Source organism: Sneathiella sp. P13V-1 (genome assembly GCF_015143595.1).
Classification (GTDB): domain Bacteria; phylum Pseudomonadota; class Alphaproteobacteria; order Sneathiellales; family Sneathiellaceae; genus Sneathiella.
On sequence record NZ_WYEU01000001.1, the window covers coordinates 318,624 to 333,233 of the forward strand.

Below are 14,610 nucleotides of genomic sequence, written 5' to 3' on the forward strand. Positions count from 1 at the left end.
TGATTGCGTAAGTTCTAGTCATGGGCAGGATGCTAGTAAGACATTTTCAGATTGTAAAGGGGGAAAATCCCACCCATTGTAATTTTGTTGCCCTCTAGCTTTCCACCTGATGCGGTTTTCCCACACCTGTATCTAGGAAAGATTTCAAGCTATCGACAAGGAAATGATCCCAGCTGCGAGAGCAAACATCATAACAAACAAGCTGATCGTTTAATCCTTCATGATTGAATTTCACCAACGTTCCGGAAGGTTTGCTTTGCATTTTCCAATCCAGATGTGATCCCAACCAGTCCCGATCGATTTCGTCAGGATGGTCCAATAACAGAAGATGCGCTTCAGTACATTTCAACCTGACATGTTCAGGGGAAAGCTCTTCTGCTTCGAACACCCAATAGCTTTCTCCCCCAAAAGCGAACTTGGACTGATCTCCCACAGCTTGAAAAGAATGACTGGGTTCTGTCCACCAATTGCCATACCCAGTTGTGAGGCACTTAAATACCTCCTCTATGGGCGCGTCCGTAGAAAACTCGGTGTAATAATCACTTGTTGTCATCATTTCCCCCTCGATGTGAACGCGCCCTGCTCAATTACATGCTAATTGGCTCCCCCCAATTAAAAAGCAAGTGATCAAAGTTTAGAGATGGCGTCATCCAGATATTTGTGGAAATGGATTATACCACTTTCATTCTGGCCAAATGTGAAATGTGTATTGGCCTCTGTCGCAAGTGATTCCTGAATTGCAATGGCCGCATCCCGATCTTCAACCAATCCAACATCTTTCACAAAATCCACATCTTTTTTGATTTCTTCGAGGCTCTTTTTCGGGCCTTCGCCTGGCTTATTTGTCATTCTGTAAAAATACCAGTGGGTCTCACTTGGTGAAATGGGTTCCAAAACGACCATGACAGTATGATTGGATAGCTGCGATAGATGCGTATTTGGAAACAGTTGATTTACATAGGTAACCATTCCGCTTATGCGACGCTCTTCCTTCGGAATATCACGCAATTTTTCAATGCGCCTGAACGGAAATGTAATCCGGAAGTTTGGACCGAAGGTCTCCACAACATTCACATTGTCCATGCCATAAGGATAGAAGGATTTATTATGCAGGGATTTAATGTGATACCCCTCCATTGAAGTCTCCGCGATCAGTTTCCAGTTGGACTTGTCGACAAATTCGATGCTGCCAAAATATTCCTGCTCTGGGGACAGCATTTCCGGCATAGCTTCCAATGCACCATCCGAAATAGGATCATCCTGAGTTACAAACACAAGCCCGCCTTTTTCAACTGCGGTGACTTCAACAAGACCGTGATCCCCTTTTTCGACCCCCGGAAACCCTTCACTGCCAGGAATGTGTTTCAGCTTACCATCCAAGCCATATGTCCAAGCGTGATACGGGCATACAAACGCACGGGAACAACCTTCACCTTCGGTTGTAACGGACATTCCGCGATGTCGGCAGGCATTCTTAAAGGCGCGGACGACACCATCATCGCCTCTCACAACAATAATTGGTCGCCCTGCCGCTTTACGGGCGATATAGGATCCCGCTTCTGGCAATGCCGCGGAAGGGCAGAAAGCAACCGGAGTGCGCCGCAAGACTTCCAATTCCTGCTGGAAACGTTCCTCACTGATGTAATTTTCAACCGGTTCTTTCCAGGTAACATTCCCCAAATCGGTGGTCTTGTTGTCCACATGTTCGAAAATACGATCAATAACGTCAAGGTCGCTCATCAGATAGGTCATTTTCTAACTCTTCTCTTTTATTTCCCATTTTTCTTTAGTTTAACGGCCTCTTTCTACAATTTCAATGTGCGAAATTATGTACCTTCTACGCATATGTGAATTTTTGTTCCCAAAATGCCAACTTCACTGCTAAGGTTAGAAAAACAGAATAAACAAACCGATCAAGGTTGAATAAGGGGGATCCACCATGCATTTGCATTGCCAGCAAGTCGTCGAGTTTGGCGCACCACTGGAAGCACGCGATTATCCAGCACCAGAGCCACAAGGAACTGAAATCCTCATAAAAATTGATGCCTGTGGTGTCTGTCATAGCGACCTGCATCTGTGGGAGGGATATTTTGATCTCGGAAACGGGATGAAACTGGATTTGGCGGATCGTGGCATGTCCCTTCCCTTCACCATGGGCCATGAAATTGTTGGGGAGGTCATTGCGGTTGGTCCTGATGTAGAAGGAGTCGAAATCGGAGATAAAAGGATCGTATTCCCCTGGATTGGCTGTGGAAAATGTCCTGTCTGCCAGGCGGGGGATGAACTTTATTGCAATAACCCACTCACCTTGGGAACACGTTACAACGGCGGATATGCGGACATGGTCATTGCCCCACATCCGAAATACCTGATCCCATATGATGGCGTTCCTACTGAGCTTGCCTGTACCTACGCCTGTTCGGGTCTCACCGCCTATAGTGCCCTTAAAAAACTCTCTCATCTCACGGAAGATGATCATGTGGTCATTATAGGTGCTGGTGGTGTTGGCTTATCCGCAGTGCATTTTGCATCATCCGTACTGAAGGCCAAAATCATTGTTGCCGATATTGATGACACAAAACGTGCTGTTGCGCGGCAAGCAGGGGTTTTCGACACCATTGATAACAGCGATCCAACAGCCCTTGAAAAACTGATGGAAATCACTGGCGGTGGTGCCGCGGGTGCCATCGATTTTGTGGGGGCACCAGCCTCCGCTCAATTTGGCATGAACGGCCTTCGGAAAGGAGGCACTTACGTCTGCGTGGGTCTGTTTGGCGGCGCAGCTCCCGTTCCGCTCCCTGTACTCCCTCTTACCATGCGCACCATTACCGGATCTTATGTGGGCACATTGGATGAGATGCATGAACTCATGGAGTTGGTAAGGTTGGGCAAAATTGCCCCTATCCCTTATGAAACAAGACCTCTTGAAGAAGCGAATAATGCCTTGGAAGATCTGCGGGATGGCAAAGTAAAAGGGCGTGTTGTCCTAAAACCGTAAAGGATTACCTGTTTTCATCCAAATACTGCCTCAGTTCCTGTAACGGAGGCAGTATCCCTTGTAAAAACTCACTTGAAAATTGGCTCATGAGCTTTTCAATCTCTGGCATCAGCCGAAAAATACACTGCTGGTACATTTCCTCCCCTTCCTTATTGAGCCGAACCAGCTTACCCCGTCCATCTTCAGGATCCGGAATTACATCGATCAATCCTCGGGCTTCAAGGCGTTTGATCGTATTGGTCATCGCCCCTTTGGTCACCTGGAAGGCATTTGCCAACCGAACGGGACTCCACTCCCCGCCCAGACGGACAAGATGACTGAGCACACCAAATTGGGAAATCTTCAACCCGTCAGGCAATTGTTTTTCCAGTAGGCTACTGGAAAGCTGGCTAATGATGCCAATTTCAGTGAAGACAGCAAAGGCTGACGGGATGTCGGACGATTTCATGTAACTTTGAGGATCCTCGTTTTTAAATAAGGGTATTCCCTTAAGGTACTCAGATCAACACTTCCCGAACAGGTTTACGCGGGCTTATAGGTGCCGAGCCATCCCGATATCCCATTCTGAAAGCAAATGTGGGTTGCCAATCCCGACTACCTAAAAGTTCTGAGATCTGTCGATCAAAAGTCGGGGCTTTGCCCAGTTGTTTCTCCCGATCAATCATTTCTACGGGTTGGTTCATGGGGTGCATGGAAAGCCCATATGTTGTAGCGAGCAAGTGCAATCGTTGCCAAACCTGTCCGGCGATAACGTTATCTGATTTATCATAACGGTCTATTACTGACAGAAACCCCGTAACAGGTGCCGTCGCAAGATGAGAACTCTCAGTCGCATCACGCCACATTTCATGGCCAGTTTTAGCGCTTGGATCAGGAAAAATCTTTGCCGCATACTTAATCATGGCTGGCAAGCCGGCACCATCCAGCGTTGGTCCATCTTTGTGCTTTTGAATGGCTGCATCAGTTGTCCTGATCCAATCGTGACTAGCCTGTACCATGCTCATATCAGACACAATCGCATTGGTCGCCGCCATCATGATTTGGTCGAATTTTGTCCGGCTTTCACCTTCCTCAAATAATTTTAAGTCAACCCCCGAACCTTCAGCCATTTCCGTCATTTTCTGAAGAATTTTCTGAGGGACAGCTTTGCTGCGATCATAAGGGGATCTATCCGTATGCCTGTGCGGAATGGCCTTAAACAAATCCGACACCTGTTTGCCTGCGGCCACCAGATCAATCACGGCGATCAGTTCTGATCCATTAGATTTTATACCTAAATCCAATGTCCCTTGCTTAATCGCCAACTTAGCGTCTAAGCCATGCGCCGGGGCGGACTGAACAATGTTTTCTATGGCACACCCAAAACCGATTTGCATCTCTCGCCGATAAGGGTCGAAATCTCCAAGGTGTCTTGCCCGATCCGCATAAATCTCAATCCGGTTATCGGTGACTTTAAACCGCCAAGGCTGAGTATTGTGGGGACTGGCCGCAAGAATGGCCATCTGAACCAAAGCAAGAGGACCTTCCATTGGGTCCGTTTTCCATGTGCTCCATGGCTCGTAGGCAGGCCCATCAAAGGGTGAAAAAATATCCTCTTCCAAACCTCGCCATACCAAACCACCCGCAGCTACAACTGCAACACCACCAGACACCAGAAAACCTTTCTTCAACAAGCCGCGTCTTGATACCAGATTAGAGTTTCGCTTTTCCATTTTGATCACTCCCTCAGGAAAACACTACAACATTTAGTTTAACGATAAACCAAATATTTAGTTTAACGTTAAACTTTACAAGTATCATTTAAGCGTTTTGTTATGTTGATCACAATTTTAGGGGAATGGTGGGTGTAACAAGATTCGAACTTGTGACCTCTGCCATGTCAAGGCAACGCTCTAACCAACTGAGCTATACACCCTCATGCAACTGCATTTGAAGTTCGGGTCTTATAAGCCTCGCCAAAGCTCAATGCAAGACCCTTTTTGCGAAGACGTTTAAATTATAAAGATCAGGACGCTTCACGTGCTAAAAGCGCCCTATCAACAGCATCAACCAAAGAATTCAGGTGAAATGGTTTGGACAATAGCTGTGTAATCTCGCCAATATTCACGTCCGCTTCAGTTGCGACCGCAGCGAATCCGGTAATGTAGATAACTGGCAATCCCGGTAGGATTTTTTGCGCCCGCTTAGCAAGTTCAAAACCGCCCAAGCGTGGCATCACAACATCAGTGATGAGAATATCAAAAGGACTTGCATCTAAAGCTGGAAGCGCATCTTCTCCATCCCCGAAGGCAAGAACTTCATGACCCGCCATTTCCAGACTTCTCGCCAGAAAATGCCTCATGGAGTTATCATCTTCGGTCAGTAATATACGCGCCATCTACTCTTTGCCTATTTCGGTCTTTTTGTTGAAATCCATGATACAAACTATACCATTGCATAATGACAGGGACCAAGCCTCTAACGAAAAACTGTGATCAAGCGTGAACAATAGTGACGAAAAAATAGGATTTAATGATCCCAATCAACATAACGAGGAACAAATTAACCTTGTTGAACCAGGTTATTGGGATTTTCCAGCCGTTTTTTCCTCGCCTCACAGTGGACAGATCTACTCCGATTCCTTTCTTACACAAACAATCCTGGATCCCGTTGACCTGAGACGCTCCGAAGATTTTTGTGTGGATGAGCTATTTGAGCATGTCAGTGAATTGGGCGCACCGTTATTAGCAGCGCATTTTCCAAGGGCATATTGTGACGTGAACCGGGCTGCGAACGAGTTGGATACGGGTATGTTTGAAGGTTCCCTTCCTTTATCGCAAGGTCATCAAAGCGCCCGTGTTCATGCTGGCCTAGGCGTCATTCCAAGCCGGATCAATGAAGACTTAAATATTTATAGCGGTAAAGTTCCCTCCAAAGAGGCTGTTCAAAGACTGGAACAGTGCTACCACCCCTACCATAAGGCATTGAAAAAATTACTATATCACGGTCAGATCCTCTTTGACCCTTTGCTCTTGATAGACTGCCATTCAATGCCAGGACATTTAGGAGACAAGGGACAACGCTTCTATCTTGCCGATATCGTTTTGGGCTCACGCTTCAAGACCAGTTGCCCGGTGCACATTCTTGATTTTGTGGCTCAGAAATTCAGAGAACACGGCCTGACCGTATCTTATGACGAGCCTTACGCAGGTGGTTACATCACCCAAACCTATAGCCTGCCGGCGCGGGGAACCTACACGCTTCAAATCGAATTAAACCGAAATCTCTATATGCTTCCGGGCAGGCTTGAGAAAAACAGCAACTTCACGTCATTGCAATCCAGCATCCGTCAAATCATGACAGAATTGAAAGCCTGCTTGATCTCTACACAATCCCTGAAACAAGCGGCAGAATAACTTCGCCCAAAATCGGCACAGCCTTTGCATTTAAATTCTGCAGATGAAAGGAGCTGCAGAATGCGCAAATTTTTAACCCTCGTGATTTTCACCTCAGCACTTATGATGAGTACTGCGGTGGCGGCTGCCTCATTTCCTGGCGGCGGCAAAAAACACTTGGAAACCTGTAGGTTAGCAACTGAAAAGGTCGAAACGGAACTCAGGCTTCCCAAAAGACTACTAAATGCCATCTCCCTTACTGAAACAGGTCGCTGGCATAAAGAGCGCCGGGAAAAAATTGCCTGGCCTTGGACCGTCTATTCCGAAGGAAGAGGAAGATATCTTCCCACCAAAGCAGCAGCTATCGAAGAAGTTAGGAAGTTGAAAGACAAAGGTGTTAAAAACATCGACGTGGGTTGCATGCAGGTAAATCTTTATTGGCACCCTAATGCCTTTTCTTCACTGGAAGAGGCCTTTACCCCTATTGAGAATGCACGTTATGCCGGAAGCCTTCTTAAAAAGCATCGCGATGACAGTCGATCCTGGAATGTGGCCATCGCCCATTATCATTCACAAACAAAAAAATACTATGTGCCTTATCGCAAGAAGGTCATGAAAATCTGGCAAGAAGAAAGAAACAAAGACACCCAACGTCGTATGGCGAAGGCGCGGGCAGCTTATGAAAAACGCCGCACCGAAATTCAAAAAAAACAGGAAGAGTTTAAAGCTCGCAGAATTGCTGCCCGAAAGGAAGACGCTGAAGGATAACCTTAAACAGCTAAAGCCACCCTCTTTGGTTTTCTGATTTCTGCAGCAATCGTCACACAAATACCAACTGTGATTACAGCAGCACCAACCCATGTAAGCGGGCTGTAAATTTCGCCAAGGAACAACGTCGCTGCCAGCAACCCAACCGCTGCCGCCACATATCCAATCTGGCTTAACAGGACAGGACCTGCTGCTTTTTGTAACCTGAAGAACAGCGGAAATGTCATTCCTGCAAAAACAAGCTGAAACAGCAAAGCTTCTGGTACATTAAAAACAGACCATGTCATCTCCAGGTTCTGCTGATACCCGAGCAATATTAGGTAGATAATTACAGCCACAGCATGGCTCCAAAAAGCAAGTGCATCGGGGCTTTCGCCTTCAGGCCAATCTATTGTTCGATATACATTTCCAAAAGCGAGAGAAAGAGGAACTGCAAGCGCCGCCAAGATCCAGAAATAGGAACTGACATCCGCATGCTGGCTTCTGGAAAAACTGACAATGGTTGCTCCAATAAGCCCAAGCACAATCCCGACAACCCCCAAAAAACTTGGCCCCTTCAACCTCGCCATCAATGAGATGGTCAAAGTAAAGACGGGGGAGAGTGCAAACATCAAACCACTAAAACCCGACCCCACATGGGGGATCACCGTAAAAAGAAGAATGTTAGGGATTACAAACGAGATGACCGCTGAGATCACAACGTATCGGATGGCTTTACCTTTTGGGAAACTGAACTTACCGCCAAGTAAAAGAAGGGGCAATAATGTCAAGCATACACCTGCGGACAAGACGAGCGCCCAAACCATTGGGGGGACACCCGCTTCTGCTGAGATTTTGCCCAAAGGAAAGTTGAAACCAATGAGGGCTCCGGTCGCCAATAAAAGGGCGACCGGATTTTTAAGCAAATCACGCATGTTGAAAACTGCCTCTATAGGCAATCTCTTCAACAGCTTTACGAGGGGATGGAACCTCAGCTGCTTTTTGTTCTGCGTCTAAAGCATGATCGGCAATGCGTGTTCCCACTGCAATACCAGCTTCAATTTTGAAACGCTCCGGGATTTCCAGTTTTTCGCGGATCTGATCATACTCGATACCAGCCATTGCATGTGCATGATATCCCATCTGTGTTGCCTGAAGCGCAAGTTGAACCCAAGCACCGCCAGCATCCAGGCTATTTGTTGTCGCCGGCATATCAGGACGATCACCGTCTCCGGGCATAATTGTATCGGATACAAGGAAAAACAGTGCGGAGGCATCCTTCGCCCATCCCGCATTGAACGGATTCAGTAAAGATACAAACTCTTCCCAGTTTTCATCATCACGCAGCGCATAAACAAAACGCCATGGCTGAATATTATATGCGGATGGCGCCCAGCGGGCTGCTTCCAACATACGATTTACATCTTCTTCAGGGATGGATACAGGATCAAAAGCCCGTGGGGACCAACGGCTTACAAAAATGGGATCAACATCAAACTGTGTGCTTCTTGTCATTGTCTCGCGCCTTTACTCAGTATAAGATCAGTTAGTTAGACATAAAGAATTTTGACGCCTCATATTTTGATATAATATATTTTGACGTCGAACTATTCGATATCGAAGCATATATATTTTTGGTTGGTAGAGATCAATATGGAAAATGAAAAAATGCGACCTGTGTCACAAAAAGGCATGTCCTGCCCGACGGAAGGTATGAGCATTGATTGCCCAACTGACCGCATTGTTGCCCAGTGGCGCGCTGTTAGACCAGACCTGGACCCAAGCCCAATGGCGGTTTGCGGTGATGTATGGCATGCCGGAGATGTTCTTAAGAAAGGCGTCCTGGATAACATCGCAGAATACAAACTGGATTTCCCGCAATTTGACGTGCTGATGACGTTACGCCGTCAAGAAGGGGGCAAAACCCTGTCCCCGTCTGAACTGGCCAAAGAAATGATGCTGTCCACTTCGGCCATGACCAACAGATTGGACCGGTTAGAGAAACGAGGCTTTATTGAACGCCTCACCGATCCCAGCGACCGGCGCGGTCAGAAAATTGCTCTTACAAAGTCTGGATTTGAAGTGATCGACCATATTGTAGTCTCTCATCTGGAGACAGAAGAAGAAATGCTGACAAATCTTAACATGGAAGAGCGGGATCAACTTCGCAGCCTGCTGTCTAAAGTAATCAACAAATAGGCTTAAGCATACTTATGTTCCATCTGGCGAAGCTGTTCTTTACGCGGAAGACCCCAGCGGTACCCATGTAACTTACCATCTGTTCCTACCACACGGTGGCATGGGACGATTAAGGAAACCGGGTTCGTCGCGCAGGCCCGCCCCACCGCGCGGGAGGCTTTCTCATTTCCAAGATCTCGCGCGATATCCATATAGGTGCGGGTCTCCCCAGGTGCAATTTTCAAAAGTTCCTGCCAGACTTTCCGTTGAAATGCGGTGCCATACATATCCAGTGGAATGTGACGTGGCACTGTCATATCCCTCTGGAGATAATCCAGAATATTGGCTACCCATTGTGACAGATCACCGATTTCTTTTCCGATCTCCGCCTTTGGAAACTCGCCTTTAAGCTCTTCCACCAACGCATCATCATCGTCCCCGAAATAGATAGCACAGATTCCATGATGGGTGCCAGCCGCCAACATTCGGCCGAGATGGCAATCAACAATCACATAAGCGATCTCTGCCCCTTTGCCGCCTTTTGCATATGAAGCTGGCGACATTCCCAAATTATCCGATGATTTCTCGTAAACACGGCTTAAGGACCCAAAACCTGTCTCATAGGCCGCTTCACTGATAGACTGCCCTGACTTTAACGCTTGTTTGAAGGCTTTTTGCCGCAATAGCTCGTAATAATCAGCGCCACTAATCCCCAATGTTTTTTTAAACATTCGGCTTAAATGATCAGGGCTACATCCTTCTGCCTCGGCAAATGCTTTCAGGGGAACCTTGCATCCATCATTATCGTTCAAAGCCTCACTCATGCGCCCAATGACAGATTTGACCAAAATCTCCGCATCACTTCCCCCTCCCAAATGAGGAGAACATTTCCTGCAAGGGCGAAAACCATTACTTGCAGCAAAGGCTGGTGTTTCAAAGAACACCATATTTTCATCCTTTGCAGGGCGGGATTTGCAGGACGGCTTACAAAATATCCCAGTGGTTAAAACCCCATACACAAAAACATCGTCATATTTTGCAATCCGGTTTTTAATGGCCTGCAACATTTCATCTCGTGTCATGATCAAACTCCGCAATTGTTCACGACATAGGGGTAGCAGATACAATACAGGTATTTATATCCGGAAGACGATCAGCAATTTGAATTATCTTAAGTCGATGTTTCTTCTGTTTTTCCGTCCTTATCTTCATCATCCATCTTTTTCTTTTTACGAATGATGATGTCACCATTTTCAAGGATTTCCGGGGTTTCATACTGCGGGATATTGTCAACAAACAAGCGAAGCGCATCCATGAGTTTGGAAATTCCTTCGACCGCAAGATCACCAGCGCCTTTATCATCCTGCGCCTGAACAGGCATAGCAAGCATGGCCGTCATTGAGGCAACAATAACTGGTGTCAAAATGCGTTTTTTCATGGATCTGTCTCCAATAGACCTTGTTTATTTATCCAAACTTAAGGATAGAATTTGTCTTTTTCGTGAAATGGTCGAGCTGCTCAGTCGATATGCGTGGGCAACTGCGAAAGAAGCGCTTCCTTAGAAAGTTTAAATTCACTCTCTATCCAACTTTTCTCCAGTTCCTTTAGAATCTTACCAACAAGTGGTCCAGCGCGCACTCCGGCCAGCAGAATATCCCTGCCTTTTACAGGCAACTCGGGCACCTCCCAGGTCCTCACCAACTCCACCCGGGAATTGAGAAGAGAGTGATTTCCATCCTCCAAAATGGCGAGAACACACTGATCTTCGATAATTGCGGGACCAAAGGTGTATATTAAAGACTTCAGTTCTTTATCATCTGTTTGCCCAAATACAACGGGAGTGCATCCGCCGATTACCCTATTATGCTCTGATAGCGGGAGGCGAAGATGATTGGAAAGGTTTTTCGCCCAGCCTAAATCCCTCTCAAAATACGCAACCAATCGCACAATGGGATCAGATGTCACCTCACTGATCGCCTTTAGCTTTTCAAGCGACGAGGCACCCGGCAATATCGCATTCTGTACCCCGGTCAGATCCATCACCCTTACCGCATCCATAGGTGCGAGTGTTGAAAAGAGCAACTTAATTTCCCGGGTCACCCTTTCAATGGATAAAGATCCAAGTTTATCTTTCGCTTTGGCGCATGCCAGAAAAGCGTCTTCATCGACATCCCCTTCGCCATAGCGCGCATAAAACCTGAAAAACCGGAGGACACGAAGACGGTCTTCTTCAATCCGCTCAGAAGCATTTCCGATAAAGCGCACCCGCCCCTCCCGTAAATCTGACAAGCCATCGAAATAATCGAATAGCTTCCCATTTTCGTCTACAGACAGGGCATTAAACGTAAAGTCTCGGCGCGCAGCGTCTTCTTCGAAGGAAGTGGTGTAGGCAACTGTCGCATGACGACCATGTGTCTCCACATCATGGCGCAAAGTGGTCACCTCAAACTTTCGGTCATTCATTAGCGCCGTGACAGTGCCGTGATCTATACCTGTGGGGATAACGCGAAAGCCCGCCTCTTCAAGCACTTTCATGGTCTGATGCGGCTCTAGGTCAGTGCAAATATCAAGATCGTCGCTGACTTTGTCAAAGAAGGCATCCCTGACACATCCGCCAACAAACCTCCCGCTCCCGCCAGCTAGACTAATCGCAGAAAACAGCTTTTTGCTTTCTGGATAATCCAGCCATTCCGGTTGCCCAAGTGACAGGTTTTGGCTTTTGAACGTATCAGACACAACCGCCTCAATCAGAAGGTTTAGGTATAATCTCGGATTCAATCAACTTGCCATCTTTATATCTTGTGGGTACATAGTCGCCATCTGGCGTCTGTTCAGTAAATGCCCAAAGCGCAACAAAACTGAGGCTCATCAGAATTAAACCGATCATCGCCAATACAGCCACGGTTTTTCCGGCCCAGGTTTTCTCCCCACCCGCCTTATTCACATAATACAAATACACCGCATAGACGAGAAACGGCAGAAGTAACGGGATTACGTGAACAAGAAAAGTACGGATCATAATGAATGCACCCTTTCCGAAAGATCCTTAATCATGCCGGCGGTTGCCCCCCAGATGTAATAGTCATTGTAAGGCATTGCGTACCAGAAACGCTCAATGCCGTTATGAAAGCCGCTATGTTTCTGATGATTACTCTTATCGAGCAGGAAGCCAAGCGGTACTTCGAAAATCTCAGAAACTTCTCCCTCTTCGGGAGTTAAATCAAAATCAGGCTCGACCAATCCAACAATGGGAACAACAGAATATTGCGTAACGGTGACATAGGTACTCAACGTTCCAACCACATCGACCAGATTTGGATTAAGGCCGATTTCTTCTTGGCTCTCCCGTAGGGCCGTATGGACAATGCTGTCATCAGCATCCTCTGCACGTCCTCCCGGAAAACTGATCTGCCCCGCATGTTTCTTTAAGTGACTCGCCCTTCTGGTCAAGATGACAGAAGGTTCTTCTTGCCGCATGACAATAGGCACTAGAACAGCAGCAGGTTTGAAGGTGGTAACTTCTCCCGGAAAACTCGCCGGGTTCAGATCATGATCCCCCCGATAAGAAGCATCAATTTCAGCCAAAGAAAGATGGGCTTCAGGAAAAGGGTCAAGAACCGGTTCGATGGTATTCCTGAAATCCATCTGATTATGCTTCAAAAAGTTCATCCATTACCCCAAAATCAAAAAACTCACCGCTACTCCAAACACCGAAATGCCGGACGCCGTCTACTTCTTTTTCAACACCCAAACCAATCAGATCATAAAATACTGATCGGATGATCAGCGCTTCCAGATTTGCTCTTACTAACACATACGGCGCGGGCTCCTTGCTGGATGCATCAATTGTTAGTCTGATCGGGTGTTCTTTATCGACAATCACGAAATCTTCAACATGTGTGCGAAAGCTGATCACCTGATCCTGACTGCTTCCCTCTACAAACATTTCAACCGCGACAAAAGGGGCATCCTCAACCGTAATTCCGATTTTCTCAACCGGTGTCACCAGATAGTATTTCCCGTCATCATCATAGCGAATAACGCTAGAAAACAGCTTAACAAGCGGTTTTCTCCCGATCGGTGACCCCAGATAATACCAGGTTCCATCTCGGGCGATTTTCATATCCAGATCACCGCAAAATTCCGGGTTCCATAGATGGACGGGCGGATGCTTTTTATCTTTGATCTGCGCGATGATGGCGTTTAGACCGTCCGTAGATGCAGAACTTGTCATATTTTGGCCTTATCCTACCTTAATTCTGTTACTATATTTACTAAACAACGGTCGATTTTCAAAAGGAACTTACCTGCATCATGGAAAATCTCAGCAATCCGGAACAAAAAACACTAGAGCAAATCGAAGCGTTGAGTGAAAAACTCGACAAATTGCAGGAAGAAATCCGCGGCCAGGTATTTGGTCAGGAAGATGTTATTCAGAAAACTATTATCACCCTTCTGGCAGGTGGGCATGCGCTTCTAGTAGGTGTTCCCGGGCTCGCTAAAACGAGGCTCGCCCGCACCCTTGGAACGGCAATGGGTTTAGACGAAAAACGGGTTCAATTCACCCCGGACCTTATGCCCGCTGATATTTTGGGCTCTGAAATTCTGGATAAAGATAGCACCGGACGCCAGCATTTCAGGTTCGTTAAAGGCCCTGTATTCAGTCAGCTATTAATGGCGGATGAGATTAACCGGGCCAGCCCCCGCACCCAGTCGGCACTGTTGCAGGCAATGCAGGAAAAGCATGTCACAATCGCGGGGCATCAATATGACCTGCCGACACCCTTTCATGTGCTTGCTACGCAGAACCCGATAGAACAGGAAGGGACCTACCCTCTACCTGAAGCCCAACTTGACCGTTTTTTGATGCGGATTGATATCGACTACCCGTCCATCGAGACAGAAAAGCAGATCCTTTTGGAAACCACGGGTAACCAGGAAACCCCTTTAAGTCAGGCCCTTAGTTCAAATGATCTTATAGAAGCGCAAACTCTGGTCAGAGACATTCCTGTAAGTGATCAGGTTATTGAAGCCATTTTGAAAATTGTGCACTCGGCAAGACCGGGAAGCAGTGACAATCCATTGGTTCGCGATTACGTAATTTGGGGACCCGGCCCTCGCGCCAGTCAGGCTATGATCCTCGCGGCCAGAGCGCGGGCCCTTCTTCAAGGACGTTTCAGTCCGTCAATTGAAGATGTTATCTATCTGGCGCCGTCCATTTTGGGCCACCGCATGTCCATCAGCTATCACGCCAGAGCTGAGGAAATCTCGCTGGACGGCATTATTCAAAATCTGCTGGAATCCATAAGGTAA

18 protein-coding genes and 1 tRNA gene are annotated in these 14,610 nt (G+C 47.0%); 5 read left to right on the top strand and 14 right to left on the bottom strand.

The annotated features are described in order from the left end of the window. Positions 1-94: 94 nt before the first annotated feature. Complete coding sequence (locus GUA87_RS01570) at positions 95-556, bottom strand: SRPBCC family protein (RefSeq protein WP_193714772.1); 462 nt, start codon at positions 554-556, stop codon at positions 95-97. A gap of 71 nt (positions 557-627) precedes the next feature. Next, on the bottom strand, positions 628-1,752 hold the full coding sequence (locus GUA87_RS01575) for an aromatic ring-hydroxylating oxygenase subunit alpha (RefSeq protein WP_193714773.1): 1,125 nt from the start codon (positions 1,750-1,752) through the stop codon (positions 628-630). Positions 1,753-1,939: 187 nt separating this feature from the next. Between GUA87_RS01575 and GUA87_RS01580 the strand changes: the two genes are divergently transcribed. Next, positions 1,940-2,998 (top strand): alcohol dehydrogenase, encoded by a 1,059-nt coding sequence (locus tag GUA87_RS01580; protein WP_227711647.1) that lies wholly within the window; start codon positions 1,940-1,942, stop codon positions 2,996-2,998. Positions 2,999-3,002: 4 nt separating this feature from the next. On the opposite strand, the gene GUA87_RS01585 is transcribed toward GUA87_RS01580, so the two are convergent. The 4 genes from GUA87_RS01585 to GUA87_RS01600 form a co-directional block, all read right to left on the bottom strand. Further along, a complete protein-coding gene (locus tag GUA87_RS01585; RefSeq protein ID WP_193714774.1) occupies positions 3,003-3,446 on the bottom strand; it encodes a MarR family winged helix-turn-helix transcriptional regulator in 444 nt (147 codons plus the stop codon). A 49-nt stretch (positions 3,447-3,495) separates the two neighbouring features. Continuing rightward, entirely contained in the window at positions 3,496-4,710 is a 1,215-nt protein-coding gene (locus tag GUA87_RS01590; protein ID WP_193714775.1) for an Acg family FMN-binding oxidoreductase, read from the bottom strand. A 126-nt stretch (positions 4,711-4,836) separates the two neighbouring features. Next, positions 4,837-4,913, bottom strand: a tRNA-Val gene (locus GUA87_RS01595). Positions 4,914-5,003: 90 nt separating this feature from the next. Beyond that, on the bottom strand, positions 5,004-5,375 hold the full coding sequence (locus tag GUA87_RS01600) for a response regulator (RefSeq protein ID WP_193714776.1): 372 nt from the start codon (positions 5,373-5,375) through the stop codon (positions 5,004-5,006). A gap of 103 nt (positions 5,376-5,478) precedes the next feature. Between GUA87_RS01600 and GUA87_RS01605 the strand changes: the two genes are divergently transcribed. Next, a complete protein-coding gene (locus GUA87_RS01605) occupies positions 5,479-6,393 on the top strand; it encodes an N-formylglutamate amidohydrolase (protein ID WP_193714777.1) in 915 nt (304 codons plus the stop codon). Positions 6,394-6,453: 60 nt separating this feature from the next. Further along, a complete protein-coding gene (locus GUA87_RS01610; protein ID WP_193714778.1) occupies positions 6,454-7,140 on the top strand; it encodes a hypothetical protein in 687 nt (228 codons plus the stop codon). A gap of 2 nt (positions 7,141-7,142) precedes the next feature. Here the strand turns inward: GUA87_RS01610 and GUA87_RS01615 are convergent, their stop codons facing one another. After that, positions 7,143-8,054 (bottom strand): DMT family transporter, encoded by a 912-nt coding sequence (locus GUA87_RS01615; protein ID WP_193714779.1) that lies wholly within the window; start codon positions 8,052-8,054, stop codon positions 7,143-7,145. Next, positions 8,047-8,634 carry a nitroreductase family protein gene (locus tag GUA87_RS01620; protein ID WP_193714780.1) on the bottom strand — a complete coding sequence of 196 codons (588 nt, stop codon included), beginning with the start codon at positions 8,632-8,634 and terminating at the stop codon, positions 8,047-8,049. The genes GUA87_RS01615 and GUA87_RS01620 overlap by 8 nt, the downstream gene beginning before the upstream one ends. A 177-nt stretch (positions 8,635-8,811) precedes the next feature. Between GUA87_RS01620 and GUA87_RS01625 the strand changes: the two genes are divergently transcribed. Further along, entirely contained in the window at positions 8,812-9,318 is a 507-nt protein-coding gene (locus GUA87_RS01625) for a MarR family transcriptional regulator (protein WP_193715782.1), read from the top strand. Positions 9,319-9,320: 2 nt separating this feature from the next. Here GUA87_RS01625 and GUA87_RS01630 read toward each other — a convergent pair whose 3' ends face one another. From GUA87_RS01630 to GUA87_RS01655, 6 genes are all read right to left on the bottom strand, one after another. Continuing rightward, positions 9,321-10,379 carry a bifunctional transcriptional activator/DNA repair enzyme AdaA gene (locus GUA87_RS01630; RefSeq protein WP_193714781.1) on the bottom strand — a complete coding sequence of 353 codons (1,059 nt, stop codon included), beginning with the start codon at positions 10,377-10,379 and terminating at the stop codon, positions 9,321-9,323. Positions 10,380-10,468: 89 nt separating this feature from the next. Continuing rightward, the gene (locus GUA87_RS01635; RefSeq protein WP_193714782.1) at positions 10,469-10,735 is read right to left on the bottom strand and encodes a hypothetical protein; all 267 of its coding nucleotides are present in this window, start codon (positions 10,733-10,735) and stop codon (positions 10,469-10,471) included. 80 nt (positions 10,736-10,815) lie between these two features. Continuing rightward, entirely contained in the window at positions 10,816-12,033 is a 1,218-nt protein-coding gene (locus tag GUA87_RS01640; protein ID WP_193714783.1) for a CCA tRNA nucleotidyltransferase, read from the bottom strand. A 7-nt stretch (positions 12,034-12,040) separates the two neighbouring features. Continuing rightward, positions 12,041-12,316, bottom strand: coding sequence for a DUF6111 family protein (locus GUA87_RS01645; RefSeq protein ID WP_193714784.1), 276 nt, complete (start codon positions 12,314-12,316; stop codon positions 12,041-12,043). Beyond that, on the bottom strand, positions 12,313-12,966 hold the full coding sequence (locus tag GUA87_RS01650; protein ID WP_193714785.1) for a CoA pyrophosphatase: 654 nt from the start codon (positions 12,964-12,966) through the stop codon (positions 12,313-12,315). The genes GUA87_RS01645 and GUA87_RS01650 overlap by 4 nt, the downstream gene beginning before the upstream one ends. Next, positions 12,947-13,531, bottom strand: coding sequence for a DUF1285 domain-containing protein (locus GUA87_RS01655; protein ID WP_193714786.1), 585 nt, complete (start codon positions 13,529-13,531; stop codon positions 12,947-12,949). Before GUA87_RS01655 ends, GUA87_RS01650 begins: the two co-directional genes overlap by 20 nt. A gap of 80 nt (positions 13,532-13,611) precedes the next feature. On the opposite strand from GUA87_RS01655, the gene GUA87_RS01660 reads away from it, so the two are divergent. Continuing rightward, positions 13,612-14,610: an AAA family ATPase gene (locus tag GUA87_RS01660; protein ID WP_193714787.1), complete on the top strand. Its 999-nt coding sequence runs from the start codon at positions 13,612-13,614 to the stop codon at positions 14,608-14,610.